Source organism: Aeromonas sp. 602396, assembly GCF_049173735.1.
In the GTDB taxonomy this organism is placed as follows: Bacteria; Pseudomonadota; Gammaproteobacteria; order Enterobacterales; family Aeromonadaceae; genus Aeromonas; species Aeromonas veronii_A.
Genome location: NZ_JAAKSD010000006.1, coordinates 165,056 through 190,635 on the forward strand (window position 1 = coordinate 165,056; position 25,580 = coordinate 190,635).

25 protein-coding genes are annotated in these 25,580 nt (G+C 57.1%); 18 read left to right on the forward strand and 7 right to left on the reverse strand.

The window, feature by feature from the left end; translation table 11 throughout:
- Nucleotides 1-5: 5 nt before the first annotated feature.
- The 5 genes from pepN to G5229_RS10050 all read right to left on the reverse strand — a co-directional run bounded on the left by pepN (nucleotide 6) and on the right by G5229_RS10050 (nucleotide 6,553).
- Nucleotides 6-2,630, reverse strand: coding sequence for an aminopeptidase N (pepN, locus tag G5229_RS10030; protein ID WP_421209048.1), 2,625 nt, complete (start codon nucleotides 2,628-2,630; stop codon nucleotides 6-8).
- A gap of 144 nt (nucleotides 2,631-2,774) precedes the next feature.
- Nucleotides 2,775-4,790 carry a carboxy terminal-processing peptidase gene (gene prc / locus G5229_RS10035; protein ID WP_216978779.1) on the reverse strand — a complete coding sequence of 672 codons (2,016 nt, stop codon included), beginning with the start codon at nucleotides 4,788-4,790 and terminating at the stop codon, nucleotides 2,775-2,777.
- An 8-nt stretch (nucleotides 4,791-4,798) separates the two neighbouring features.
- The gene (proQ, locus tag G5229_RS10040; RefSeq protein ID WP_005351923.1) at nucleotides 4,799-5,437 is read right to left on the reverse strand and encodes an RNA chaperone ProQ; all 639 of its coding nucleotides are present in this window, start codon (nucleotides 5,435-5,437) and stop codon (nucleotides 4,799-4,801) included.
- Nucleotides 5,438-5,539: 102 nt separating this feature from the next.
- The gene (locus G5229_RS10045; RefSeq protein WP_216978778.1) at nucleotides 5,540-5,998 is read right to left on the reverse strand and encodes a GAF domain-containing protein; all 459 of its coding nucleotides are present in this window, start codon (nucleotides 5,996-5,998) and stop codon (nucleotides 5,540-5,542) included.
- A gap of 93 nt (nucleotides 5,999-6,091) precedes the next feature.
- Nucleotides 6,092-6,553: a hypothetical protein gene (locus G5229_RS10050; protein WP_040065751.1), complete on the reverse strand. Its 462-nt coding sequence runs from the start codon at nucleotides 6,551-6,553 to the stop codon at nucleotides 6,092-6,094.
- Between the two features lie 281 nt (nucleotides 6,554-6,834).
- On the opposite strand from G5229_RS10050, the gene ccoN reads away from it, so the two are divergent.
- From ccoN to ttcA, 11 genes are all read left to right on the forward strand, one after another.
- Complete coding sequence (gene ccoN, locus G5229_RS10055; RefSeq protein WP_005336616.1) at nucleotides 6,835-8,259, forward strand: cytochrome-c oxidase, cbb3-type subunit I; 1,425 nt, start codon at nucleotides 6,835-6,837, stop codon at nucleotides 8,257-8,259.
- A 16-nt stretch (nucleotides 8,260-8,275) separates the two neighbouring features.
- Nucleotides 8,276-8,890 carry a cytochrome-c oxidase, cbb3-type subunit II gene (ccoO, locus tag G5229_RS10060; RefSeq protein ID WP_021230095.1) on the forward strand — a complete coding sequence of 205 codons (615 nt, stop codon included), beginning with the start codon at nucleotides 8,276-8,278 and terminating at the stop codon, nucleotides 8,888-8,890.
- 10 nt (nucleotides 8,891-8,900) lie between these two features.
- Nucleotides 8,901-9,080 (forward strand): CcoQ/FixQ family Cbb3-type cytochrome c oxidase assembly chaperone, encoded by a 180-nt coding sequence (locus tag G5229_RS10065; protein WP_005336620.1) that lies wholly within the window; start codon nucleotides 8,901-8,903, stop codon nucleotides 9,078-9,080.
- On the forward strand, nucleotides 9,080-10,063 hold the full coding sequence (gene ccoP, locus G5229_RS10070; protein ID WP_019446377.1) for a cytochrome-c oxidase, cbb3-type subunit III: 984 nt from the start codon (nucleotides 9,080-9,082) through the stop codon (nucleotides 10,061-10,063). The genes G5229_RS10065 and ccoP overlap by 1 nt, the downstream gene beginning before the upstream one ends.
- A gap of 140 nt (nucleotides 10,064-10,203) precedes the next feature.
- A complete protein-coding gene (locus G5229_RS10075) occupies nucleotides 10,204-10,704 on the forward strand; it encodes a FixH family protein (RefSeq protein WP_216978777.1) in 501 nt (166 codons plus the stop codon).
- Between the two features lie 86 nt (nucleotides 10,705-10,790).
- Nucleotides 10,791-13,175, forward strand: coding sequence for a heavy metal translocating P-type ATPase (locus tag G5229_RS10080; RefSeq protein WP_421209049.1), 2,385 nt, complete (start codon nucleotides 10,791-10,793; stop codon nucleotides 13,173-13,175).
- Nucleotides 13,176-13,313: 138 nt separating this feature from the next.
- Nucleotides 13,314-13,502 carry a cbb3-type cytochrome oxidase assembly protein CcoS gene (gene ccoS / locus G5229_RS10085; RefSeq protein WP_005360558.1) on the forward strand — a complete coding sequence of 63 codons (189 nt, stop codon included), beginning with the start codon at nucleotides 13,314-13,316 and terminating at the stop codon, nucleotides 13,500-13,502.
- Nucleotides 13,486-14,172: a sulfite exporter TauE/SafE family protein gene (locus G5229_RS10090; protein ID WP_279502064.1), complete on the forward strand. Its 687-nt coding sequence runs from the start codon at nucleotides 13,486-13,488 to the stop codon at nucleotides 14,170-14,172. The genes ccoS and G5229_RS10090 overlap by 17 nt, the downstream gene beginning before the upstream one ends.
- 68 nt (nucleotides 14,173-14,240) lie before the next feature.
- The gene (locus G5229_RS10095) at nucleotides 14,241-14,996 is read left to right on the forward strand and encodes an FNR family transcription factor (RefSeq protein WP_005336632.1); all 756 of its coding nucleotides are present in this window, start codon (nucleotides 14,241-14,243) and stop codon (nucleotides 14,994-14,996) included.
- Nucleotides 14,997-15,147: 151 nt separating this feature from the next.
- A complete protein-coding gene (gene uspE / locus G5229_RS10100; RefSeq protein ID WP_005345417.1) occupies nucleotides 15,148-16,095 on the forward strand; it encodes a universal stress protein UspE in 948 nt (315 codons plus the stop codon).
- A gap of 74 nt (nucleotides 16,096-16,169) precedes the next feature.
- On the forward strand, nucleotides 16,170-17,078 hold the full coding sequence (ttcA, locus tag G5229_RS10105) for a tRNA 2-thiocytidine(32) synthetase TtcA (RefSeq protein ID WP_421172914.1): 909 nt from the start codon (nucleotides 16,170-16,172) through the stop codon (nucleotides 17,076-17,078).
- Nucleotides 17,079-17,181: 103 nt separating this feature from the next.
- Here ttcA and G5229_RS10110 read toward each other — a convergent pair whose 3' ends face one another.
- Entirely contained in the window at nucleotides 17,182-17,868 is a 687-nt protein-coding gene (locus tag G5229_RS10110) for a DUF2987 domain-containing protein (protein ID WP_421209050.1), read from the reverse strand.
- Between the two features lie 16 nt (nucleotides 17,869-17,884).
- A complete protein-coding gene (locus tag G5229_RS10115) occupies nucleotides 17,885-18,622 on the reverse strand; it encodes a hypothetical protein (RefSeq protein WP_005351939.1) in 738 nt (245 codons plus the stop codon).
- A 201-nt stretch (nucleotides 18,623-18,823) separates the two neighbouring features.
- Between G5229_RS10115 and potA the strand changes: the two genes are divergently transcribed.
- From potA to rbsD, 7 genes are all read left to right on the forward strand, one after another.
- Nucleotides 18,824-19,927 (forward strand): spermidine/putrescine ABC transporter ATP-binding protein PotA, encoded by a 1,104-nt coding sequence (gene potA, locus G5229_RS10120; protein ID WP_005351940.1) that lies wholly within the window; start codon nucleotides 18,824-18,826, stop codon nucleotides 19,925-19,927.
- On the forward strand, nucleotides 19,914-20,801 hold the full coding sequence (gene potB, locus G5229_RS10125) for a spermidine/putrescine ABC transporter permease PotB (protein ID WP_139438369.1): 888 nt from the start codon (nucleotides 19,914-19,916) through the stop codon (nucleotides 20,799-20,801). The genes potA and potB overlap by 14 nt, the downstream gene beginning before the upstream one ends.
- Nucleotides 20,798-21,568, forward strand: a complete 771-nt coding sequence (potC, locus tag G5229_RS10130) for a spermidine/putrescine ABC transporter permease PotC (RefSeq protein WP_041207811.1) — start codon at nucleotides 20,798-20,800, stop codon at nucleotides 21,566-21,568. Before potB ends, potC begins: the two co-directional genes overlap by 4 nt.
- Nucleotides 21,569-21,649: 81 nt before the next feature.
- Entirely contained in the window at nucleotides 21,650-22,717 is a 1,068-nt protein-coding gene (locus G5229_RS10135; RefSeq protein ID WP_081250356.1) for an extracellular solute-binding protein, read from the forward strand.
- Between the two features lie 367 nt (nucleotides 22,718-23,084).
- Nucleotides 23,085-24,110, forward strand: coding sequence for a hypothetical protein (locus G5229_RS10140; protein WP_181222353.1), 1,026 nt, complete (start codon nucleotides 23,085-23,087; stop codon nucleotides 24,108-24,110).
- Between the two features lie 188 nt (nucleotides 24,111-24,298).
- On the forward strand, nucleotides 24,299-24,916 hold the full coding sequence (locus tag G5229_RS10145; RefSeq protein ID WP_421209051.1) for a glutathione S-transferase family protein: 618 nt from the start codon (nucleotides 24,299-24,301) through the stop codon (nucleotides 24,914-24,916).
- Nucleotides 24,917-25,149: 233 nt separating this feature from the next.
- Nucleotides 25,150-25,569, forward strand: coding sequence for a D-ribose pyranase (gene rbsD / locus G5229_RS10150; protein WP_236399878.1), 420 nt, complete (start codon nucleotides 25,150-25,152; stop codon nucleotides 25,567-25,569).
- Nucleotides 25,570-25,580: the final 11 nt, after the last annotated feature.

The window sequence follows — 25,580 nt, forward strand, 5'->3', positions numbered from 1 at the left end:
GACACTTACTGCTGCAGCGCCTTGCTGACCTTCTCGAACAGATCCCTTGCCAGCCCCTCAAGGTTGGCAAGACGGGTCAGCTCGGCGCGGATCAGGGCCTTGCGCGCCTCATCCAGTCGCTTGAACTGGATAAGCGGAGTGATAAGGCGGGAGGCCACCTGCGGATTGACCTCGTTGAGCTCGATCAGCAGATCGGTCAGGAAGCGGTAACCGCTGCCATCCACCGCATGGAACTGCACCTGATTGCTCATGGCAAAACTGCCGATCAGCGCCCGCAGCCGGTTCGGGTTGCGAATGCTGAAAGTGGGGTGACTCATCGCCTGTTTCACTTCGCTCAGTACATCGGCAGCCGGTTTGCTGCCAATCAGCCGCAGCCAGTTGTCCAGCACCAGTCCATCCTTGGCCCACTTGCCCTCGAAATCGGCCAGCAGCGCGGCGCGGCATGGCAACAGATAGCCGTTGGCCACCTGCAGCGCCGCCAGGGTGTCGGTCATGTTGTCGGCGGTTGCGTACTGCTCGCGCACCAGCGCATCGGCATGCTCCGCATCCAGCGCAGCCAGATAGCCCAGCACCACCCCTTTAAGAGCCCGCTTGGCCATGTCGGCGTGCACCACCTGATAACCGTTCAGACGCAGGCTCTGATAGGTCGCCGCCAAGCGCGTGCCAAAGGCCTCGGCAAGACGGGTGTGGATCGCGTCGCGCACCTGATGGATGGCATCGATATCGGCCACCTCGAACAGCTCGGCCAGGGTCGCCTCACTGGGCAGCGCCAGGATCTCCGCCTTGAGGGCCAAATCGAGATCGCTGTCGTCCAGAATAGCGACGAAGGCGGCCAGCAGGGTTTGGGAGAGCTCAACCCCCTGCCCGTGCTGCACCCGTGCCACCCCGTCGAAGACCGCTTTGTTGATCAGCATCTGGGCCGCATCCCAGCGGGCAAACTCGTTGCGGGCAAAGCGCATCAGAAAGGCGAGCGCTTCGTCGCTGTAGTCATAGTGCAGCTTGACCGGCGCAGAGAAGTCCCGCAGCAGGGAGGGAACCGGCTTGACCGGCACCCGATCAAATTCGAAGGTCTGCTCCGCTTCCAGCACATCGAGCACGTTGCCGATAGCCTTTCCCTGATACTGCAACGGGATGACGGCACCCTGCTCGTCATAAAGCTCGATGTCGAGGGGGATATGCAGCGGCAGCTTCTGCGGCTGATCCTGAGTCGGCGGGGTGTGCTGGCTCACATGAAGGCGATAGATGCCGCTGGCGGCATCGTACTCGTCGGTCACGGTCAGTTCGGGGGTGCCTGACTGGCTGTACCAGCGGCGGAAACGGCCAAGATCGACACCGGAAGCATCCTCCATCGCCTGCACGAAATCATCGCAAGTAGCGGCCGAGCCGTCGTGACGCTCGAAGTAGAGACGCATACCGGCCTGGAAGGCATCTTCCCCCAGCAGGGTGTGCATCATGCGGATCACTTCCGACCCCTTCTCATAGACGGTCAGGGTGTAGAAGTTGTTCATCTCGATCACCACATCCGGGCGGATCGGGTGTGCCATGGGGCCGGCATCTTCCGCAAACTGCGGGCCGCGCACGGTACGCACGTTGTTGATGCGGTTGACGCCACGGGAGCCCAGATCGGAGGAGAACTCCTGATCCCGGAATACCGTCAGCCCCTCTTTCAGGCTGAGCTGGAACCAGTCTCGACAGGTGACGCGGTTGCCGGTCCAGTTGTGAAAATATTCGTGACCGATCACCCGTTCGATACCGTGGTAGTCGCCATCGGTAGCGGTGGCCGGATTGGCCAGCACGAACTTGGAGTTGAAGATGTTGAGCCCCTTGTTCTCCATGGCGCCCATGTTGAAGAAGTCCACCGCAACGATCATGTAGATGTCGAGATCATACTCGAGGCCGAAACGCTGCTCGTCCCAGCGCATGGAGTTGATGAGGCTCTCCATGGCAAAACCGGCGCGATCGAGGTTGCCCTTGTCGACGAAGATCTCGAGGGCCACCTTGCGGCCGCTCTTGGTGGTGTAGTGGCTGCGCTCCACATCGAAATCACCGGCCACCAGCGCAAACAGGTAGCTGGGTTTGGGGAAAGGATCCTGCCACTGCACGAAGTGACGGCCGCCATCCAGATCACCGCTGTCGACCTTGTTGCCATTGGAGAGCAGGAAGGGGAACTGGGCTTTGTCGGCAGTAATGCGGGTGCTGTAGCGCGCCAGAATGTCGGGGCGGTCCAGATAATAGGTAATGCGGCGAAACCCTTCGGCTTCGCACTGGGTACAGTAGGCATCACCCGATTTGTAAAGCCCTTCCAGCGCGGTGTTGGCGGCCGGATCCAGCAGGGTGACGATGGTCAGTACACATTCGGCAGACAGGTTGAACAGGGTCAGACTGCTCTCGCCTTGCTCGTAGTGGTCACAGGGAATGCCATCAATGGCAACGCTCTTGAGAGTCAGCTGTTCACCATCGAGGACGAGCGGCGCATTGTGCTCGCCGTTACGACGAATGCGGGTGATGGCGGTGACCTGGGTCAGCGGCTCCTGCAGTTGGAAATCGAGGTCGATGGTGTCGATCCAGTAGAGCGGCGCCTGATAATCCTGGCGATATTTGGCCGTCATGGCCTGGGGGTGATCGGTCATTATTGTCTGCTTCCACGCTTGTTAAAGGCGAGAAAGAGGCTGTCACAACCAACTGGCGGGGTCAAACAATTTGCATTACGTCAGATACGCCAGACAAAAAGAAAGGGCGACCGCAGTCGCCCTTGTACATTGGAGGTCGCCTTGTCAGCTGCGTTTGCTGACCTTGGCCAGATCCGCCGTGATATTGGCCGCTTCGATGAGATACTCATCGGGCGCTTCAAAATCAGCGGGCAGTTCATCCAGACTCTTCACCGCCGGCTTGCCAAGACGTGCCAGACGCTCGTTGGTACGTTTGAGCGCTTTCTCATCCTGTTTCGCCTGCTCTGCAACACGCTCCGCCTCGTTGAGGGAGACCGACTTCTTCTCCTTCTCCACCTTGTAGTCTGCAATATCCTGCATCACGTAGGCAAACTCGGGATCCTTGGCGATGCGGGCATCGTGGGCGGCCTGCAGCTTGGGCAGCAGAGTAGTGAAATTGCCCAGAGTCTGATAGTTGGCAGAGGCTATCTTGTCCCACGGCAGCGCATTGAACTCACGGCTTTCACCCGTCTCTTCCGGCGCAACCGGTGTCGGGAAGCTGATATCCGGCGCAACGCCCTTGTTCTGGGTACTCCCACCATTGATCCGGTAGAACTTGGCGATGGTGTACTGCACGTGACCCAGCGGCTGCTCGTAGAAGTCATAGACCTTGGCGAGGCTGCGATGCTGCTGCACCGTCCCCTTGCCGAACGAGTTTTCACCCAGGATCAGGGCTCGACCATAATCCTGCATGGCGGCAGCGAAGATCTCGGAGGCCGAGGCACTGTATCTGTCGATCAGCACCGACATGGGACCGCCGTAATAGACGTTGCCATCGTCGTCACCGTTGACCGTGATACGACCCATATGATCACGGATCTGAACAACAGGACCGCTGCCAAAGAAGAGACCACTCAGGGCAGAGGCTTCAGTCAGGGCGCCGCCGCCGTTACCGCGCAGATCGATGATCAGACCATCGATCTTCTGCTTGTTGAGGCTGGAGAGCTCCTTGATCACGTCGTCATGCAGATTGACGTAGAAACTCGGGATCTCGATGACACCAATCTTCTTGCCTTCGGCGTTAATCACCTTGGACTTGGCGGCTCTGTCTTCAAGGCGCACCTTGTCGCGGGTCAGCTCGATCTGCTCGGTCTTGGCGGTTGCGCCCTTGCCGCGCTGAATTTCAAGCTTGACCTTGCTCCCCTTGGGCCCCTTGATGAGCTCGACCACGTCATCGAGACGCCAGCCGATCACATCAACAATCTTGCCATCTTCCTGCCCTACCCCGGTGATCTTGTCATCGGGCTTGAGGTGGTTAGATTTGGCAGCCGGGCCACCGGGCACCAAAGAACGGATGACGGTAAAGTCATCTTCCGCCTGTAACACGGCCCCGATCCCTTCCAGCGAGAGGTTCATCTCGGTGTTGAAACGATCGGCACTGCGCGGGGAGAGGTAACTAGTGTGTGGTTCGATGGCGCGAGCGAAGGAGTTCATGAAGAGCTGGAAGACATCTTCGCTCTCGGTCTGGGACATCCGCTTGATGGCGTTGTTGTAACGCTTGCCAAGCAGCTCCTTGATCTCGGGCCACTCCTTGCCGCTGAGCTTTAGGCTCAGGGCATCGAACTTGACCCGCTGACGCCACAGCTCGTTGAGCTCTGCTTCATCTTTGGGCCAAGCCGCCCCTTCCCGATCAAACACATAGTTGTCGGTCTGGGTAAAATCGAAAGGAGTATCAAGCAGTTTGAGGGCGTATTCGAACCGCTCATAACGCCGCTGCTGACTCAGGTTGAACATCTCGTAGGCGGGAGCCAGACGGCCTCTTTCGAGGTCGGTGTCAAAACCGTTACGGTACTTTTCAAAACGGCTGATATCAGAGGCCAAAAACAGGTTGCGGCTGTAGTCCAGATTCTCCAGATATTTATCGAAAATCACGGAGGAAAAGGCATCGTCCAGCTTGAACTGTTTGTAGTGCGAGCGGGTAAACAGATTGGTAATTCGCTTGCTGGCCGTAGCATGTTGGCTCTCTTGAGCCAACACAGGCAAATCACTCTCCTTGAGCACCGGCTCGATGGCCTGTGCAAGCCCGGCAAGCGCCAGGCTACAGGCAACGAGGGAAAAACGAATTACGCCATGCTTCAACATTTGTCTCCTTAGAGAACCAAGTGCTCTGATTTGACCCGCACCATCATGCCGGTCTGCAGTTGGACCTGTACATCGTCCTTGGTTACTTCCTTGATGGTTGCCGGAACCGGGAATTTACCCATAACGACGCGCACATCCTGGCCCACTTTCAGCGTAGCGGCATCCACTTTAACCAGCGGAGCGTCAGCGACCGGTGCCTTGGCGGCAGCTTTCGGCTTGGCAGCTACATCAGCTTTCTCGGTTTTGCGCACAGCAGGACGACGGGGCTTCTTGGCCTTCTCATCCTTCTCTTTGGTATTGGTACGACGGCTGGCGAATACGCGCTCTTTGCTCTCTTTCAGAGCTTGCTTGGCGTGTTCGATGTGCTCTTCGGTCAGCAGCTCGCCCGGGTTGCCATCCAGATCAACGCGAGCCTGGCCAGCTTTGAGACCGTGCAGGTAGCGCCAGCTGGAGGTGTATTGACGCAGTGCGGAACGCAGCATGGTCTTGGAGACTCTGGCATCGTCAGCAAGACGCTCGGCCAAATCCTGGAAGATGCCAATCTTGAGCGGCTTGGCCTCTCCTTCAGCAACGAAGCAGGCCGGGAATTTCTCGACCAGGTAGGCAACGATCTCTTTACTGTTCTTCAGCTTCTCAGTGTTTTCCATGTATAACCTTGGCTTTCATATAAACGCACGGGCACGTCCCGAGCACAACAAAGGCCCCATTATAGAGAGCTTGGGGCCTTTTGCGAACCATCTAGCAATGACTTAGAGCATGCTTTCCAAAATTTGCACCGTTTCTTCGAGGCCAATCCGGTCTTCCTGGTTGAAACGGTTAAAAATCGGACTATCGATATCGAGTACCCCGATGATCTCGCCACCACGGCGCACCGGGATCACGATTTCCGAGTTGCTCGCGCCATCGCAAGCGATGTGACCATCGAACTGGTGGACATCGTCAATGAGCTGGGTTCTCCCCTCTGCCACTGCCGTACCACACACCCCGCGGCCGACCGGGATCCGCACGCAGGCCGGTTTGCCCTGAAATGGCCCCAATACCAGGGTCTCGCCCTGCAACAGATAAAAACCGACCCAGTTGATCTCCGCCAGCTCCTGATTCAGCAGTGCGGAGAGGTTGGCCAGATTGGCAATCAGATCGGTTTCCCCCTCCAGCAGCGCCTTGGCCTGCTGGTTGAGGGTGCGATAAAATGGTTGTTTTTCAATCATGATTAAATGAACTTCACTCCCTGATGGTTTGGGGAAGGTAACGCCTGGCCGGGAAATTTCAAATATTTTTTCCACTCCCCGCTCCTTGCGCCGTTATTCCCGGGCAACGGAAAGCGCCAATTGCTGGCGTTGACCATTACTCCACTCGATATTTAACAACCAGATCATGACGGGTGATGTACAACTCCCCACCTGGGTTACCCCCTGCCACTGTCCGTCTATTTGTTCAAAGTTCACCGGAATGGTGCCCATAAACATATCTTTGCCTTCGAGTGTCGCTTTCACCGGTTTGATGGCCGGATCGCCGCCGCTAATAGCGATGACAAAGTCATGTTCAGCGCGCAGCGGTAATTCCTTGATGGCGACCGTCAGCGACTTGTCACCAATCAGCGCGCTGCAAGGGGTGTGGGAAAGATCACAAATCTGATCTTTTGTCTGGTCAGCAGAGACGCTGTTATCGACCGAAAACCAGGTGCGATAGGCCATCAGCGCCAATAACAGCGCCAATACCAGTACGAGGTGCAAAACTTTACGTGCGGTAAGTCTCTCTTTCATCAAAAACAGCCCGATTAAGATGCAATTAAAATAGTTTTTTGTGATCTCGAACAAGGTAAAAAACTGCCATATCGAGACCGGACGGAGCCAAATATATCACTGTTTATACTGTTATTTTACCTGTCACTTCAGTATCATTCCCATGCAGTTTTCATTTAGCCATCTTTTGCTTTTCCTTTCGTTAACAGATGTTAACAACTGGTCGGCGGTGGCTGATGAAGCCAGTCCGGTTCTCCGGATACAAAACCAAACAACAGCAGCATCGGAAGCGGAATATAACGATGAGCCATACAACTAACCATCCTGAGTACAACTACACCGTTGTTCGCCAGTTTACCGTCATGACGATTGTCTGGGGAATTGTCGGCATGTCGGTTGGCGTACTGATCGCAGCCCAGTTGATCTGGCCTGCCCTCAACTTCGAGACCCCGTGGCTGACTTACAGTCGTCTGCGGCCCCTCCATACCAACGCAGTGATCTTCGCCTTCGGCGTCAGTGCACTCATGGCCACCTCGTTTTACGTGGTGCAGCGCACCTGTCAAACCAGACTGTTTGGTGGCCCGCTGGCAACCTTCGTCTTCTGGGGCTGGCAAGCAATCATCCTCTCTGCCGCCATCTCTCTGCCGCTGGGTTACACCTCCGCCAAAGAGTATGCCGAGCTGGAGTGGCCGATTGATATCGCCATCACTGTGGTATGGGTCGCCTATGCCATCGTCTTCTTCGGCACACTGATGAAGCGCACCACCTCCCACATCTATGTGGCGAACTGGTTCTTCGGCGCCTTCATCATCACCGTTGCGGTGCTGCACATTGTCAACAACATGGAAGTGCCCCTCTCCGGCATGAAGTCCTACTCCATGTACTCCGGCGCCATGGACGCCATGGTGCAGTGGTGGTATGGCCACAACGCGGTAGGCTTCCTGCTGACCGCCGGCTTCCTGGGGATGATGTACTACTTCGTGCCCAAGCAGGCGGGTCGTCCGGTTTACTCCTATCGCCTCTCCATCGTCCACTTCTGGGCGCTGATCTCCCTCTATATCTGGGCCGGTCCGCACCACCTGCACTACACCGCACTGCCTGACTGGGCTCAGTCGCTGGGCATGGTGATGTCCCTGATCCTGTTCGTACCCTCCTGGGGCGGCATGATCAACGGCATCATGACCCTCTCCGGTGCCTGGCACAAACTGCGTTATGACCCCATCCTGCGCTTCCTGATCGTCTCCCTCTCTTTCTACGGCATGTCGACCTTCGAAGGCCCGATGATGGCGATCAAAACCGTCAACGCCCTCTCCCACTACACCGACTGGACCGTTGGTCACGTTCACTCCGGTGCGCTGGGCTGGGTTGCCATGGTCTCCATCGGTGCTGTCTATCACCTGATCCCGAACTTGTTCGGCCAGGGCAGGATGTACAGCGTCAAGCTGATCAACGTTCACTTCTGGCTGGCGACCGTGGGCACCGTGCTCTACATCGTTGCCATGTGGATTTCCGGCGTGATGCAGGGCCTGATGTGGCGTGCAGTCAACGAAGACGGCACCCTGACCTACAGCTTCGTTGAAGCGTTGCAGGCATCCTATCCCTTCTATTTCGTGCGCTTCCTGGGTGGCTGCTTCTTCGTCACCGGCATGTTGCTGATGGCTTACAACGCCTATCGCACCATCACTGCGCCCAAAGGTTCTCTGGAACCTGTCGCCCAGCCAGCATGATTGAAGAGGTCAACCCATGAGCAACAATAACCGTCACGAAATATTTGAAAAAAGCGTTCCCATGCTGGTGGTCGGCATCATCTTCGCCATCAGTCTGGGGGGCCTGGTTGAAATCACTCCGCTGTTCTTCCAAAAGCAAACCACCGAGCCGGTGGAGGGCCTCAAGCCCTACACCGCTCTGCAGATGGAAGGACGCGACATCTTCATTCGCGAAGGCTGCACCAACTGCCACAGCCAGATGATCCGTCCGTTCCGTGCCGAAACCGAGCGTTACGGTCACTACTCGGTCGCCGGTGAGAGCGTCTGGGAACACCCCTTCCTGTGGGGTTCCAAGCGTACAGGTCCGGATCTGGCCCGTGTCGGTGGCCGGTACTCCGACGAGTGGCACAAGGTTCACCTGATCAACCCGCGCGATGTGGTACCGGAATCCAACATGCCCGCCTATCCCTGGCTTGATACCAATGTGCTGACTGGCGAGATGACCGGCAAAAAACTGGCGCTGTTCCGCGATCACTTCGGTGTGCCCTATACCGACGCCGATATTCAGGGTGCTGGCGAAGCCGTCAAGGGCAAAACCGAGCTGGATGCGCTGGTGGCCTATCTGCAATCACTGGGTCATGCCCTGAAATAAGGAGGCGAAAATGGACTACGGCACATTTCGCGGTCTGTATACCTTGCTGTTGATGGCCATCATGATTGGCATCATCGTCTGGGCCTACAGCAAACGCCGCAAGACCTCTTTCGACGAGGCTGCCAATTTGGTTTTTGCCGATGATGAGCAACCCGGTGCTGATAAAAAGAACGCAGGAGCGAAACAATAATGAGCACTCTGTTTAGCATTTTTGTGACTGTCATCAGTCTGGGAACCATCCTCGGCTGCTTCTTGCTGCTGATGTGGTGCCGCAAGGACAAGATGGGTGTTGAAGAAGGCAAATCGATGGGTCACTCCTTCGATGGCATCGAGGAGATCAACAACCCGCTGCCGAAGTGGTGGACTTACATGTTCCTCTTCTTCATCGTCACCGGTCTGGTTTATTTGATCGCCTTCCCGGGGCTTGGCAACTTCAAAGGCCTGCTGGGCTGGCAAAGTTCCAACCAGGACGTGCGCTCGCTGGCCGAGTCCAAAGCTGCAACCGAATCGGCCAAGGCTGAAGGTCGCGCGGTGGAGTATGACCGTGAGGTCGCCAAGGCTGACGAGATCTACGGCGCCAAGTTCCGTGAACTCACCTACGAAGCGGATGGCAAAACCTATCGTGCCATCACCGAGATCGCCAAGGATCCGGAAGCCCTGAAAGTGGGTCAGCGTCTGTTCCTGCAGAACTGCTCCCAGTGCCACGGCTCTGACGCCCGCGGTGGTCGCGGTTTCCCGAACCTGACCGACAGCGAATGGCAATGGGGCGGCCAGCCTGATCAAATCAAGACCACCATCATGGGCGGTCGTCAGGGGATCATGGCTGCCTGGGGTGAAATCCTCGGCAAAGATGGCGTTCAGGAAGTGGCCTCCTATGTGCTGAGCCTCTCCGGTCGCAAGGTCGACCTGGTGGAAGCGAAGAAAGGTGAAGCACGCTTTGCCATCTGCGCTGCCTGCCACGGGGCCGATGCCAAGGGCGGTGTTGCCGTCGGTGCGCCAGATCTGACCAACAACACCTGGCTCTACGGTGGCTCCCGCGAAGTGGTGGTACAAACCATCACCCACGGTCGTCACGGTGTGATGCCAGCCTGGAAAGACATTCTGGGTGAGGACAAGGTTCACCTGCTGGCCTCCTACGTTTACAGCCTGTCTCATCAACAGTCTGCCAAATAAGGTTCGCCCGTAACGTTGTAACATGTGATAAACACGTGATTACACAGCAAAAAGCCTCGACTCCTCGAGGCTTTTTGTTATCTTGTGTTGCGTAAAAACCATCTTCCACGTTAATCATTCGTTTCATGGCAGTAGCAATCATGACCCAACCTCTATCCAAACCGTGGTATCGCCAATTCTGGCCCTGGTTTATCATCGCCCTCCCCACTGCCGCCGTTGTCGGCAGCATCGCCACCGCCATCATCGCCAGCAAGGATGGGGTCAATCTGGTGGCCGAGGACTATTACAAACAAGGGAAAGAGATCAATCAGGACTTGAGCAAGTTTGACCGCTCCGAAGCACTCAATATCCGCTTTGTGCTGGAGGTTGACGGCAACGAGCTGATCCTCAAACCCATCAGCGGTGACATTCCTGCCGGGCAAGCTCTCTATCTCTCATTGTTCCACCCGACCTTGGCCGGTCAGGACAGCGAACACATGATCACCGCCGATGCGAGCGGCACCTATCGCCTCCATTTCGACAAGCCGCTGGTCGGCAAGTGGCACATTCGGGTCGATGCTTTCGATCACGAGTGGCGATTGCAAGAGACCGTCCAGTTGCCCACCCAGGCCCCTGTCGAACTCGACCCGAAAGGACGCTAAGCCATGACCGGCTGTTCTCACTGTGGCGAGCCGGTGTTCGCCAGCGCCCCTGCAGCTTGCATTCTGCATTCAGGGAGGCATAACGCATGACCCCCTGCTTTCACTGTGGCGAGCCGGTACCCGCTAATAGTGGCTATTCCCTCGAGATAAAGGGGATTGTTCGCCCCATGTGCTGCCCCGGTTGTCAGGCGGTGGCAGAAACCATCATGGAGTGCGGCCTCGCCAGTTACTACGATCACCGCACCGCTCCTGGCACCAAGGGCGATCTGGTGCCCGAAGAGCTGGCCGCCCTCACCCACTACGATCTGGCAGAAGTGCAACAGGAGTTTGTCACCGACAGCGGTACCCTTCGCGAAATCCAGCTGACAGTTGAAGGGCTCACCTGCGCCGCCTGTGCCTGGCTTATCGAACGCCACCTGATGACCCTTGGCGGCTTGCGCTACATCAACGTCAACACCACCACCCACCGGGCCCGCATCAAGTGGGATCCGGACCAACTCTCCCTGAGTGACATCCTCAAGGGATTTGCCCAGATCGGCTATCGGGCCTACCCGTTCCAGACCCATCAACAGGAGGCGCTCTACGCCAAAGAGGTGCGCAGCTATATGTTCCGGCTGGCTCTGGCGGGGCTGGGCTCAATGCAGGTGATGATGTGCGCCGTGGCTCTCTACATGGATCTCTTCATCAGCGTTGAAGATGAGTTCATGGTCTACTTCAAGTGGATAAGCCTGCTGCTCTCCACCCCCATCATGATCTACTCGGCCCAGCCCTTTTACGTGGGGGCCTGGCGCAGCCTGAAGCAGGGTCACCTGTCGATGGATGTGTCGGTGTCGCTGGCGCTGATCGGGGCTTTTATCGCCTCCATGTGGGCCACCGTGTTCAATACCGGTGAGGTCTATTACGACTCCATCACCATGTTCGTCTTCTTCCTGCTGCTGGGGCGCTTTCTCGAGTTGCGGGCCCGGCGCAAGGCGTCGGAGTCGAGCTCCAACCTGGCGCGACTGGTGCCCATCATGGCGACCCGCATCGATGAGGAAGGGGAACATGAGGTAGCGGCCAAGACCTTGCAGGTCGGCGATCGGGTACGTGTGCTGGCTGGCGCCACCTTGCCGGCGGATGGCATCATTGTCGAAGGGCAAGCCAGCCTCAACGAATCCATGCTGACCGGTGAACAGCTGCCCCTGCTCAAACAGCGCGGTGATCAGGTCTATGCCGGCACCATCAACACGGATGCCCCGCTGCAGATCCGGGTCAGCCACCGTATCGAAGAGTCGCGGATCGCCCAGATCATGCGGCTGCAGGATCACGCCCTCGATGATAAACCGGCCATCGCCCAGATGGCGGATCAGCTGTCGCGCCACTTTATTCTGGTGCTGCTGATCATTGCCGCCGCGGTTTGGACTTTCTGGCACTTCCATCAACCGGATCAGGCGTTCTGGGTCACCCTCGCCGTGCTGGTTGCCACTTGCCCCTGTGCCCTGTCGCTGGCCACTCCGACGGCGCTAACCTCGGCCACCGCCAATCTGACCCGCAACGGCATTCTGCTGCGCCGTGGTCATGTGCTGGACGTGCTGACCAAGGCAAACCGGATCGTGATGGACAAGACTGGCACCCTGACCACCGGTGAGATCAGTCTGACCGGCACCACCACCTTGGCAGAGATGGACGAGACGCACTGCCTCGCCATCGCCCGGGCCATGGAGGCGCAATCCGAGCACCCCATAGCTCGCGCCTTCCGGCTACCTGCCGACAGTATCAGTGTGCTGCCATCCGCCCGCGAGATCACCCCTGTCATCGGTCACGGCATCACAGCGCTGGTGGATGGCGTACGTTACCGCATCGGCAGTGCCCGCTGGCTTGGGCTGGATCCGGCGCAAGAACGCGGCCGCGGTCTGGCTATCTATCTGGCCGACGAGCAGCAGGTCTTGGCCCGCTTCAATCTGGAAGATACCCTGCGCCCCGATGCCAGGGCGCTGATCGCGGCATTCAAGGCGGCAGGTCTGCAAACTACCGTGCTGACTGGCGACAGCTCTTTTCAGGCAGACGAGATTGCCCGCGAGCTGGGCGTGGATGAGCTGGTCAAGGGGGTCTCACCCGATGGCAAGCTGACCTACCTCAAGGCCCGGGAAGCCCAGGGGGATATCAGCATCATGGTGGGCGATGGCATCAACGACGCCCCGGTACTGGCCGGAGCGCACGCCTCGTTTGCCATGGCTGGTGGCACCGATCTGGCGAAAAACAGCGCCGATGCCATCCTGCTGGCCGATGACCTGAGCCGACTGCTCGAGGCCAGAGTGCTGGCAATGCGTACCCGCAAGATCATCATCGAGAACTTCGCCTGGTCCATCGGTTACAACCTGCTGGTGTTGCCGCTGGCGGCCTGCGGCTGGCTGCCCCCCTATCTGGCGGCGGCGGGCATGTCGCTCAGCTCACTCATCGTGGTAACCAACTCCATGCGCCTCAACCGATGAGGCTGGTGGCGGAAAATAGCTGAAAATGTGGCCTGCCTTCGATGCAGGCCACATTTCTAATTGATAGCGGCTGGCCCCCTGCCCGAACAGGGTTACCATAGGGGACGCTTGCCAAGGAAGAACGCCAAGGTACCTCTCATGAATATAATTTTTGTCCTGATCCCCATCGCCATCCTGTTTGTGATCATCGCCGGGGTCGTCTTCTTCTGGGCCATTCGCTCCGAGCAGTTTGAAGATCTCGACCGGCAGGGTTCCAACATCCTGTTTGACGAAGAGCAACCCACCCACAAACCCGCAAAGCCTGCTGACCATGACCCACAACCTTGATCTGGCCGGCGCCCTGCTGGTCGGACTGGCAGGCTCCGCCCACTGCATCGGCATGTGTGGTGGCGTCTCCGCCGCGCTCTCCATGGCAATCCCCGCCAACAAACAACACTTCTGGGGGCGGCTCGCCTATCTGCTCAACTACAACCTCGGCCGGATCCTGAGCTATGTCATTGCAGGTGCACTGGTGGGCGGCCTGCTCGCAACCACCAGTGAGCTGGGCGCTGGCAAACACGCTATTGCCGGCTTGCGTCTCGTGGCAGCGCTATTGATGATTGCGCTTGGTCTCTATCTGGCGGGCTGGTGGCAAGGGATCTTGCTGCTGGAGCGGCTCGGCGCCAGATTTTGGCCACGTATCAAACCGCTGGCGGGCAAATTTATCCCCTTCACCTCACCTGTGCAGGCACTGCCCTTTGGCATGGTGTGGGGTTGGCTCCCCTGCGGGCTGGTCTACTCCATGCTGACCTGGAGCGCAGCGGCGGGTTCGGCCAGTGGCGGGGCGCTCATCATGCTATTTTTTGGCCTCGGCACCCTGCCCACCCTGTTTGCGTTGGGCGGGCTCGCCGATCGCCTGAGATACTGGCTCACCCTGCGCAGTTTGCGCCTTGGCGGTGCCCTGCTGCTCATTTTGTTCGGGGTGCATACCTTCTGGATTGGCATTGCTTCCTTTTGAAACCCTATCCAAAACGGATGAGTTGATGGTAAACTTGTTTGATATAAATCAATTATTCGTATGAGCCTATGATCCCGGAAAAGAAACCTGGCAGACGTATCCAGAGCGGTGGCTGTGCAATTCATTGCCAGGATTGCAGCATCAGTCAGCTCTGTATTCCCTTCACTCTGAACGACAACGAGCTTGATCAGCTGGACAGCATCATCGAGCGCAAGAAGCCGATCCAGAAGGGTGAAGAGCTGTTCAAGGCTGGCGATGAGTTCAAATCGCTCTATGCCATCCGTTCCGGGACCATCAAGTCTTACACCATCACCGAGCAAGGGGATGAGCAGATCACCGCGTTCCACCTCGCTGGCGATCTGGTCGGTTTTGATGCCATCCACAAACAAGCACACCCCTCCTTCGCCCAGGCGCTGGAAACCGCCATGGTGTGCGAGATCCCCTTTGAAGTGCTGGATGATCTCTCCGGCAAGATGCCCAAGCTGCGCCAGCAGATCATGCGTCTGATGAGCAACGAAATCATGGGCGATCAGGAGATGATCCTGCTGCTCTCCAAGAAGAATGCCGAAGAGCGCCTCGCCGCCTTCCTGCACAATCTGTCGGTACGCTTCTCCGAACGCGGCTTCTCCGCCAAGGAGTTCCGTCTATCCATGACCCGTGGTGACATTGGCAACTATCTGGGGCTGACCGTTGAGACCATCAGTCGTCTGCTCGGCCGTTTCCAGAAGTCCGGTCTCATCAGCGTTAAAGGCAAATACATTACCGTACTGGATCAGGTCGCGCTGGGCATGATGGCCGGTGCAACTCGCCCGCCCTGCGGCTGATTTTTCCGCTTACCCTCTCACTTTTTTCCTGCTTTCCCTGCCGGATCCTTTCCTCTGGAATGTGATCCGGTACGTTCCCCATACCCTCCTCCTGCGCTAAGCTGTAATGGCTAAGATTCTGCTGTCATTGGACTTTTCCAAGGAGGAGAAGATGGTCAAATATCAGAATATTCTGGTGGTTATCAATCCAGAAGAGGAGCGCCAAATCGCCCTCGAACGGGCAGTCAAAGTCGCCGAGCTGGACGAAAACGCCCATCTGACCCTGCTGCTCACCATCTATGACTTCTCGTATGAAATGACCGCCATGCTCTCGGTGGACGAGCGGCAAGAGATGCGCGACGGCGTCATTTCACAGCGACGTGAGTGGCTGGACGAGATCCTGACCCCCTATCGGGCACAGGGGATCGAGTGCGAAGTGAAAGTGGTCTGGCACAATCGTCCCTTCGAGTGCGTGATCCAGGAGGTGCTGGAGCAGCGCCACGATCTGGTGGTCAAAGCCACTCACCATCACAGCTTCCTGCAAACCTTCATCTTTACCCCCACCGACTGGCACCTGCTGCGCAAATGCCCCTGTCCGGTGCTGCTGGTCAAAGAGGGTCACTGGCAACGGGGCGGCAACATCATCGCCGCCATCAACTGCTCAAGTGACGATCCGGATCAGAAACTGCTCAACGAACGGATCACCCAAGAGGGAAGCGACATCGCCGAGCTGCTGGGCTCCAATCTCTATCTGGTCAACACCTACCCGGGCACCCCGGTCAACGTGGCCATCGAGCTGCCAGAGTTTGATCCCAACGCCTACAACGAAGCTATCCGCAAGCACCACGAAAGCCTGCTGCTAAGCCATGCCGACAAGTTCGGGATCGGTCATCTCTGGACTCGGGTAGCAGAGGGGCTACCGGAAGAGGTGTTGCCGGATATGGCCGAAGAGCTCAAGGCGACCCTGATGATCATGGGCTGCGTCGGCCGTACCGGGCTTTCTGCAGCTTTGCTCGGCAATACCGCCGAACATGTGATTGACCGCCTCTCCTGCGACATCCTGATCCTCAAACCGGCGGACTACAGCTGCCCGGTCGACAGTCGTCGCAATCAATCATAAGGTGCCTGGCACCTTGCCCTCCCCCGGGACATGGCTATAATAACGCGCTTATTTGTGTCCCGGGTTTTACGAGCATGCTAGAAGAGCTGAACGCCAAAGAAAAATACAGTTTTAACAAACTGCAGAAGCGCCTGCGGCGCAACGTGGGTCAGGCCATTGCCGACTTCAACATGATTGAAGAGGGCGACAAGGTCATGGTCTGCCTCTCAGGCGGCAAGGACAGCTTCGGTATGCTCGACATACTGATGAGCCTCAAAGCCAGCGCCCCCATCCATTTCGATCTGGTTGCCGTCAACCTGGATCAGAAGCAGCCCGGTTTCCCCGAGCATGTGCTGCCCGAGTATCTGGATTCCCTCGGCATCGAGTACAAGATTGTTGAAGAGGATACCTACTCCATCGTCAAGGAGAAGGTACCGGAAGGCAAAACTACCTGCTCTCTTTGCTCACGGCTGCGCCGCGGTATTCTCTACCGCACCGCCCAAGAGCTGGGTTGCACCAAGATTGCCCTTGGCCACCACCGCGACGACATCCTCGAGACCCTGTTCCTCAACATGTTCTACGGTGGCAAGCTCAAGTCCATGCCGCCCAAGCTGGTGAGCGACGATGGCAAGAACGTGGTGATCCGCCCGCTGGCCTACTGCAAAGAGAAGGATCTGATCCGCTACGCCGACGTCAAAGCCTTCCCCATCATTCCGTGCAACCTGTGCGGCTCGCAGGAGAACCTGCAGCGTCAGGCCATCAAACAGATGATGCAGGATTGGGATCGCCGCTTCCCCGGTCGTATCGAAACCATGTTCACCGCCATTCAGGACGTGATCCCGAGCCACCTGCTCGACCACAAGCTGTTTGACTTCAAGAGCATCAACCGCGACTCCGGCATCATCGATGGCGGCGACAAGGCCTTTGATCCGCCCGATATGCCAAAGGCGCCGCTGCTGGATATCGACGAGATGGACATGCTGGATGTGATTGAAGTGCGCTAAGCCGCGCTCACAGGGCAAACGCCACACAATAAAAAAGGAGCGATAATCGCTCCTTTTTTGCTTTCTTGACCTGCCTGTTACCAACGTGACAACACCATCGGCATCAGTCCTTGTGCAGCCAGGGGGTCAGTCGCAGCACGTCACCCTGCAGGCGCAGTTGCCCGGCAGCGAACGCGGCCAGTTGCTCATTGCTCAGCAACAGGTGGCCTTCCTGCCAGGGCAGCGCCTCCTGACGGGCGCCATCAATCAGATAAGCAGTGCCGCTCTGCTGCACCAGGGTAATGCGTACCCCTTCCATCTTCGGCAGGAAGTGCTTGCCGACCATGCCCGCCATCTTGTCGAGCAGCGACTGCATCTGCTGCTGACGGGCCGCCAGCTCGGCCAGCGGCAGCTCGGGCCCTTTCGGCGCATCAGCCATCACCTGTACCGTCATATCGCAAGTGGCGTGCTCTTCTTTAAGGCCAACGGTCACGATCCCCTTGTCGAGGTTGAGATCCTCATCAAAAGGCAGGCGCAGTTCGCTATCGACCGTTACCTCGCCCGCGACCTCCTTGCTGTTGGTTGCAACCCGGGCAAAGGTGAGGCCGCAGCGCTGACCATTTTGCGGATCGGTCAGATAAAACCCCAGTCTGGCGTGACCAAACTCCCCTTTGGCAAAGGTCTTCATCTGGCTGTAGAAGGTGCTGTATTGCAGATCCAGCACCGGCTCAGCCAGCGCCAGCCCAGGCAGCAAGAGCGTGGCCAGCAGACTCTGGCGCACAGCCTTGGTCACTCCATATCGACGGGTCATTCAACATCCTTTTGCATCATGCATTGAAATGGTTAGGGCCTTCTGTCACCTCGTTAACCTCTACCCCCACCCCGCAGAGATCCCGATAGAGGATCCCCTTGCAGTTGAAATAGAGCGGTGCCACCCAGATAAGCCCCAACCCCATGGGGATCAGAGCCAGGAAGAAGAGCGCGGTCATCACGCCGTGGAACAACACAATGCTGGGCCAGCCGCGCGCAAAGAGCTTGAGAGAGACCAGAATGGCCTGGGGCGGCGTCAGGCCGCGCTCCAGCACCAGAGGTACGGTAAAGAGCAGCCCCATGCCGATCAGGGCCGAGGGAATGAATGAGAGTACGGCGGGCAATCCCAGCAGATCGAATAGCGGGCCAAACAGGCTGGTGAGCAGACTGCCAAGCAGGCTCAACATGCCGAGGCGTACAAAGTGGCGGAAGAAGTCGAACACCTGGTTGGCACGGGCGCGCACCCCGACCGACTGCTGCAACCCCAGCATATCGAGGGAGCTGGTCATGGGGGCCATCACCACCGTCATCAACAGGCTCAGCACCATGGCCACATTCATCTGGCTGTCATCCCCCAGATAGGGCAACAGCAGCACATTGCTGAGCAGGATCCAGATCGCCGTCACCCCGACAATCGCCAGCAGCAGGCCAAATCCGGTACGGCGGGTCTGTTGCCATCCCTCCTGGATGACCCCTTTCAGATCAAGGCGGTAGCCCTGGTTCAGAGACTGCTCAAGGGAGCCGCCAATACGCATTTTATTACTCAATTGACTATCCAATATCGAAAACGACCAAATCAGGTGGCACATTATAGCGATTTGGTCTGCTATTCGTAGCCGTTTTTCCTGCACACTTGCGGCTAATTCGGGCCAAAAAGCCTTTAATTTCATGTGTCGGCTGCATAGAATGCGGCCCTCTTTCAACACGATGGCCACTGGCTGGGGTGAGACTGGCGGATGATGAACAATCCACAGGTAATTGTCGCGCTGAACAAGATCAGCAAAAAATACGATGGCAAGGTGATCCTGAGTGACCTTGACCTTGAAATCTATGACGGTGAATTTCTTACCCTGCTGGGCCCCTCCGGCTGTGGCAAGACCACCCTGCTGCGCCTGCTGGCCGGGCTCGAATCGGTCGACGGCGGCACCATCCATCTGGCCGGTGACGAGATCACCCATATCCCCGCCGAACACAGGCACATCAACACCGTGTTCCAGAGCTATGCGCTCTTCCCTCATATGACGGTGTTTGAAAACGTCGCCTTTGGCCTCGAGATGCAGAAAGTACCGGCCAGCGAGATCCGCCAGCGGGTCGAGGAGACTCTCGCCATGGTACAGCTCACCGAGCTGGCCAATCGCCGCCCGGATCAGCTCTCCGGCGGTCAGCAGCAACGGGTCGCCATCGCCCGCGCCGTGGTCAACAAGCCCCGCCTGCTGCTGCTCGACGAATCCCTCTCGGCGCTCGACTACAAGCTGCGCAAGCAGATGCAGAGCGAGCTCAAGGCGCTGCAGCGTCGCCTTGGTATCACCTTTGTCTTCGTTACCCATGATCAGGAAGAGGCGCTCACCATGTCTGATCGCATCCTGGTGATGGAGGGCGGCAAGATCATCCAGCGCGGCACCCCGCGCGATATCTACGAATCGCCAGCCAACCTGTTCGTGGCCCGCTTTATCGGCGAGATCAATGTGATGGATGGCAAGCTGATCAGCCAGCGCGAGCCCGGTATCTGGCAGGCCGAGGTAGAGGGGCGCGAATGCCTGCTCCATACCACCTTGCCGTTCCAGCCAGACGACAAGGTGCTGGTGCTGCTGCGCCCGGAAGATCTGCGCATTCTCGATCAGGATGACGATCAGAGCGGTGCGCTGCGGGGCAATATCCGCGAGCGCAACTACAAGGGGGCGACGCTGGATTCGGTGATCGAGCTCGAAAGTGGCAAACAGCTGCTTATCTCCGAGTTCTTCGACGAGGATGACCCCGACTTTGACTACCGTCTGGGTCAGGAGGTGGCGATCCACTGGGTCGACAGCTGGGAGGTGGTGCTGCCCTATGAGCCTCACTAATCTGCGGGTAGCGCACAGCTTTGCCCACAACGGCTTTCGCAACGGGGCAATAGCTCTGATCCTGGGCTGGCTGACGCTGTTTGTCTTCCTGCCCAACCTGATGATCATCGGCGTCAGCTTCCTGACCCGCGATGAGTCCGAGCTTATCGCGCCGCTCTTTACCCTGAGCAACTATGGCCGCCTGCTGGACCCCCTCTATTTCGAAGTGCTGCTCCACTCCCTCTGGCTGGCGCTGCTCGCCACCGCCATCTGCCTGCTGGTGGGCTACCCCTTTGCCTGGCTGCTGGCTCATCTGCCAGCGCGTGTCCGCCCGCTGCTGCTGTTTCTGGTAGTGGTGCCGTTCTGGACCAACTCCCTCATTCGTACCTATGCGCTTAAAGTGCTGCTCGGCACCCGGGGGCTGATCAATGGCTGGCTGCTGGATCTGGGGCTCATCGAGCGGCCGCTGCAGATGATGTATACCGAGGTGGCCGTCATCATCGGGCTGGTCTATGTGCTGCTCCCCTTTATGGTGCTGCCGCTCTACTCCAGCATCGAGAAGCTGGATGGCCGTTTGCTGGAGGCGGCGCGAGATCTCGGCGCCAACGGCTGGCAGCGGCTGGTGCGGATCATCTTGCCCCTCACCCTGCCCGGCATCATAGCCGGTTGTCTGCTGGTGTTCCTGCCCGCCATGGGGATGTTCTATGTCTCCGATCTGCTGGGGGGCGCCAAGCACCTGCTGATCGGCAACCTGATCAAGACCCAGTTCCTCAACAGCCGTGACTGGCCCTTTGGTGCGGCCATCAGCGTGATGCTGACGGTACTGATGGCACTGTTGGTCTACTGCTACTGGCGGGCGGGCAAACTGCTCAGCAAGAAGGGGGAGCTGGCATGATGCGCGCATTGAAAGCTCTGTTTCTGCTGCTGGTGTTTGGCTATCTCTATGTACCCATCGGGGTGCTGATCGCCAACTCCTTCAACCTGTCGAAATATGGCATCGACTGGCGCGGCTTTACCCTGGGCTGGTATGAGAAGCTGTTTGCCAGCGCCAGCCTGATGCAGGCGGCCCAGCACTCTCTGACCATCGCCGCCCTCACCGCCACCGCAGCTACCCTGATCGGCACCCTCACCGCCGTGGCGCTGTTTCGCTACCGTTTTCGCGGCAAGCAGTATGTGAGCGGCATGCTGTTCGTGGTGATGATGTCCCCCGATATCGTCATGGCCATCTCCCTGCTGACTCTGTTTGTGGTCACCGGCATTGCGCTGGGCTTCTGGTCGCTGCTGATCGCCCACATCACCTTCTGCCTGCCGTTTGTGGTGATCACCGTCTACTCGCGGCTGTGCGGTTTTGATGTGCGGATGCTGGAGGCGGCACGGGATCTGGGGGCTGGCGAGTGGATCATCCTGCGCCGCATCATACTGCCGTTGGCGCTGCCGGCGGTGATGGCGGGCTGGCTGCTCTCCTTTACCCTGTCGCTGGACGACGTGGTGGTGAGCTCCTTTGTGACCGGCCCGGCCTACGAGATCCTGCCGCTCAAGATCTACTCCATGGTCAAGGTGGGGGTCTCCCCCGAGGTCAACGCCCTGGCCACCCTGATGCTGGTCGCCTCCCTCGGGATGGTACTGCTGGCACAACTGTTACTGCGTAGACGGCAGGGTTGACCCTGCCCGTTTCGTCCCCGCCACCTTTGGCGAACTCTGTCACGGTGGGCCGCAAGGCCCCATAACCCCAAGGAGTTGTTGATGACAATCCAACACAAGGCCGGCGCCCTGCTGGCAGCCGCCCTCACCCTTACCACCCCGCTGCTGAGCCAGAGCGCTCACGCGGCCGACGACAAGGTGGTCTACTTCTACAACTGGTCGGAATATGTGCCGGACGGCCTGCTGGAGCAGTTCCAGCAAGAGACCGGTATCAAGGTGATCTACTCCACCTACGAATCCAACGAGACCCTCTACGCCAAGCTGAAAACCCATGGCGACGGCTATGACGTGGTCGTGCCCAGCACCTACTTCATCTCGAAAATGGCCAAAGAGGGGATGTTGCAGCCGCTGGATCGCGCCCAGCTGCCCAACTTCAAGCATCTCGACCCTACCCTGCTCAACCACGAGTACGACCCGGACAACCGCTACTCCATCCCCTATATCTGGGGCGCAACCGGGATCGGCACCAACACCGATATCATCGAACAACCGGTGACCAGCTGGAAGCAGCTCTGGGCACCGGAGTGGAAAGAGAGTCTGCTGCTGATGGACGATGCCCGCGAGGTGTTCCATATCGCGCTGGTGCAGCTGGGCTACAGCCCCAACACCCAGGACAAGGCGCAAATTGCCGAAGCGTTCGAATACCTGAAAAAGCTGATGCCCAACGTCAAGGCGTTCAACTCCGACAACCCGGCCGACCCCTTTATCGCCGGTGAGGTCAATATCGGCATGCTGTGGAACGGCTCGGCCTACGGCGCCCAGCGCGAATACCCCTCCATCCAGATGACCTATCCCGATGAGGGGGCGGTACTCTGGATGGATAACCTCGCCATCCCGGCCAAGGCCAAGCATGTGAAAGAGGCGCACGCCCTGATCAACTTCCTGATGCGCCCCGATGTGGCCGCCAAGGTGGCCGAGGCAATTGGCTACCCCACCCCGGTCAAGGATGCTATTCCCCTGCTCACCCCGGCGTTTCGCAATAACCCCATGGTCTTCCCGAGCGACGAGATCAAACGTAAGGGCGAGTTCCAGTCCGATGTGGGTGATGCCTCCCGCCTCTACGAGCAGTACTTCCTGCAGCTGAAAGCCATGGTGGCCAAAGCGGGTTAAATCTGCGGTTAATCCCCCCTGACGGGGTTAATGGATAAAGGGGGCAATAGCCCCCTTCTCATTTTCACCACCAGCCCCTTTTCTCAACGCAACAATCCTTGTAAGTCCCCCCAAGCAGCCAGCTGCATAAAAATTTTTAGGGGGCGAGCAGTGAATGTGGGTCATTCCATTCAGATTCAGAGTTGCCCCATTGTGCAGATATAGGCACAATAGATGCATTTATCAGCAATGACAGTACTGTATTATCGAAACCGATAAAACCTAGTAGTTCTACTATGCGTTGGTTTTGTGGTTACGGAATTATATGAAAAATTGACGGTAGCGTTGTCAGCCCCTTAAGCGTGTATTAGATTTTTTTGAGGTTAGAATGCCAAAAATTTCCTTAGTCGTAGGTAATGGTTTTTCGATTAGCTTTGGAAAATTTTCAGGGTTAGCGCATAAATTTAACTCACAGGAGCCTATCACTTGGGATGTTACTTGCCCTTCAACGGGAAAAAACCTCTTAACTAGCCTGTATAGATTAGACACTTTGTATAAATTGAACTCAGATAAACCTCACTTTGACGTATTTAAATTGGCCTTGGACGAGGGCTATTGCCAAAGCATTGGTTTAGACAGCTTCAAAACGACACTAGAGTCGAGACATTTCTTAACGCTTGCATTTTCAATGTATAGCCAGCAACAACGTGATCTATTTTCTACCGATTGGGCTTGGTTTCGATGGTTGAAATTACATAAATCCGAAATTACAGCTGCATTTTCGTTGAACTATGATCTACTGCTTGAAACTTCTTTAGATAGACTAAAACGTGAATACTATTCTCTTCAAGTAAATCACCATGGTTACGGGATTCCATTAGTTAAACCACATGGTTCTGTGGACTTTGAAATCACACCAAATAGTATTTTTTATACACCTCAATATCCATTAAATAATTTTATTGATCTAAACAACACTGGAATTATCAGGCTTGAGCAACATGAACTTATGTCTCCGAGGAGACAAGCTCTATGCATAATTCCAAATGAAGCTAACAAATACGCTTCATATCAATGGGTCGCTCCTGCTAATCAATGGTTTGAAAATAAGCTAAAAACCAGTGACTACTGTTTATTTATTGGAATATCTTACTTCGAATGTGATAGACCAGAAATCGATAAAATAATAGACTCTCTTCCACAAGGCTGTGTTATTGTTGTGGCCAATCCATATCCGCCTAAAGCGTTTCTAGAAAAAATCCGTGAAAGACCATATATCATCTGGGACAACCCATTAGGCCCAGTGGACAAAAATGGGGCAATATTAAGTTTAAAATGCTTGGTTACAGGTAAAGCCTTAAGAAAGTGTTTTTGTCGGAGTGGTGTCCCCTATCATTATTGTGGTTGCCACTAAAAATATTACATATGGATAGCCGAGGTGGCCAAAGCCGATTAATTCTGCACTTTTTCATCACCCCTCAGGGGTGTAGATTGGTTGGGGGGCAAGCGTTGCCCCCTCTCTTTTTTCATGACCCTCCGTGGTGTTACGCGAAGCAATCTTTCGCCAATATCGCGGGTGGCCTGAGCCAATCAGGAGTATTCATGTCCGATCTGACCCTCTATTTCGCTCCCGGCACTTGTGCCATGGCCGTGCAGATTGCCCTGCTGGAAGCGAATGCCCCGTTCCAACCCCGTCTCGTCAACCTCGCCGCAGGGGAGCAGCGTGATCCTGCGTATCTTGCCATCAACCCTAAAGGGCGGGTGCCTGCCCTGGTCACCGAGAAAGGTACCCTGACCGAGACCCCAGCCCTGCTGCTCTATGTGGCGCAGCGCTTCCCCGATGCCAAACTGGCGCCGCTGGACAACCCGTTCCTGCTGGCCCGCATGCAGGAGGTCAACAGCTTCCTCGCCTCCACCGTGCATGTCTCCCATGCCCACGGTCGCCGTGGCAGCCGCTGGGCCGATGACGAGCAGGCCATTGCCGCCATGCAGCAGAAAGTCGCCAGCAATATGCGCGATGGCTTTGCCCAGATTGAGCAGCACTATCTGGCAGGCCCCTGGGTGCTGGGCGAGCAGTTCAGCGTGGCGGATATCTATCTGTTCGTGGTCGCGGGCTGGCTGAAAAGCGATGGGGTCGAGATCAGTGAATTCCCCAAGGTTGCCGATCATTATCAGCGCATGCTGAGCCGTCCGGCGGTCGCCAAGGCACTGGCCAACTAACCATAAAATCAATAGCTCGATAAATAACAAGGGTGTCAGGGCTCTGCTGACACCCTTCCTGCCTCCTCCCCTGCACTTCTTCTCCCGCCTTTGAGATCGTTTTCACATTTCCGTGGTTTTGCCGTGGCCCTTCCTTAGTAAAAAGCCTATCTTTGCGCCATGACGCAACCGGTTGCGTAACCGGTTGCCTAGCGGTTCACAGATTGACGGGCCAAGGCCTGATGAGGTGCTGTATGAAACGAGGCGTACTGCTCAATGCTCCCCTGAGTGCTCTGGTGGCACAGATGGGCCACACCGACGAGATCACCGTCTGCGATGCAGGCTTGCCCATTCCGGCAGGTCCGGAGCGGATCGATCTGGCGCTGATGGCGGGGACGCCCAGTCTTGAAACCGTACTGACCGCCCTGCTCACCGATCTGGTGGTGGAGAAGGTGATCATGGCAAGCGAGATCAAGCAGATCAGCCCCGCCGCCCATCAGGTGCTGGTCGATCAGCTTGAGGCTCACGCAGCCGCCCAGGGCAAACCCATTGCCATCGAATACTGCCTGCACGAGGAGTTCAAAACCCGCTCCCGCCAGAGCAAGGCGATCGTGCGCAGCGGCGAGGTGACTCCCTACGCCAACCTGATCCTCTGCGCCGGTGTGGCGTTCTGACATTCTTCAAA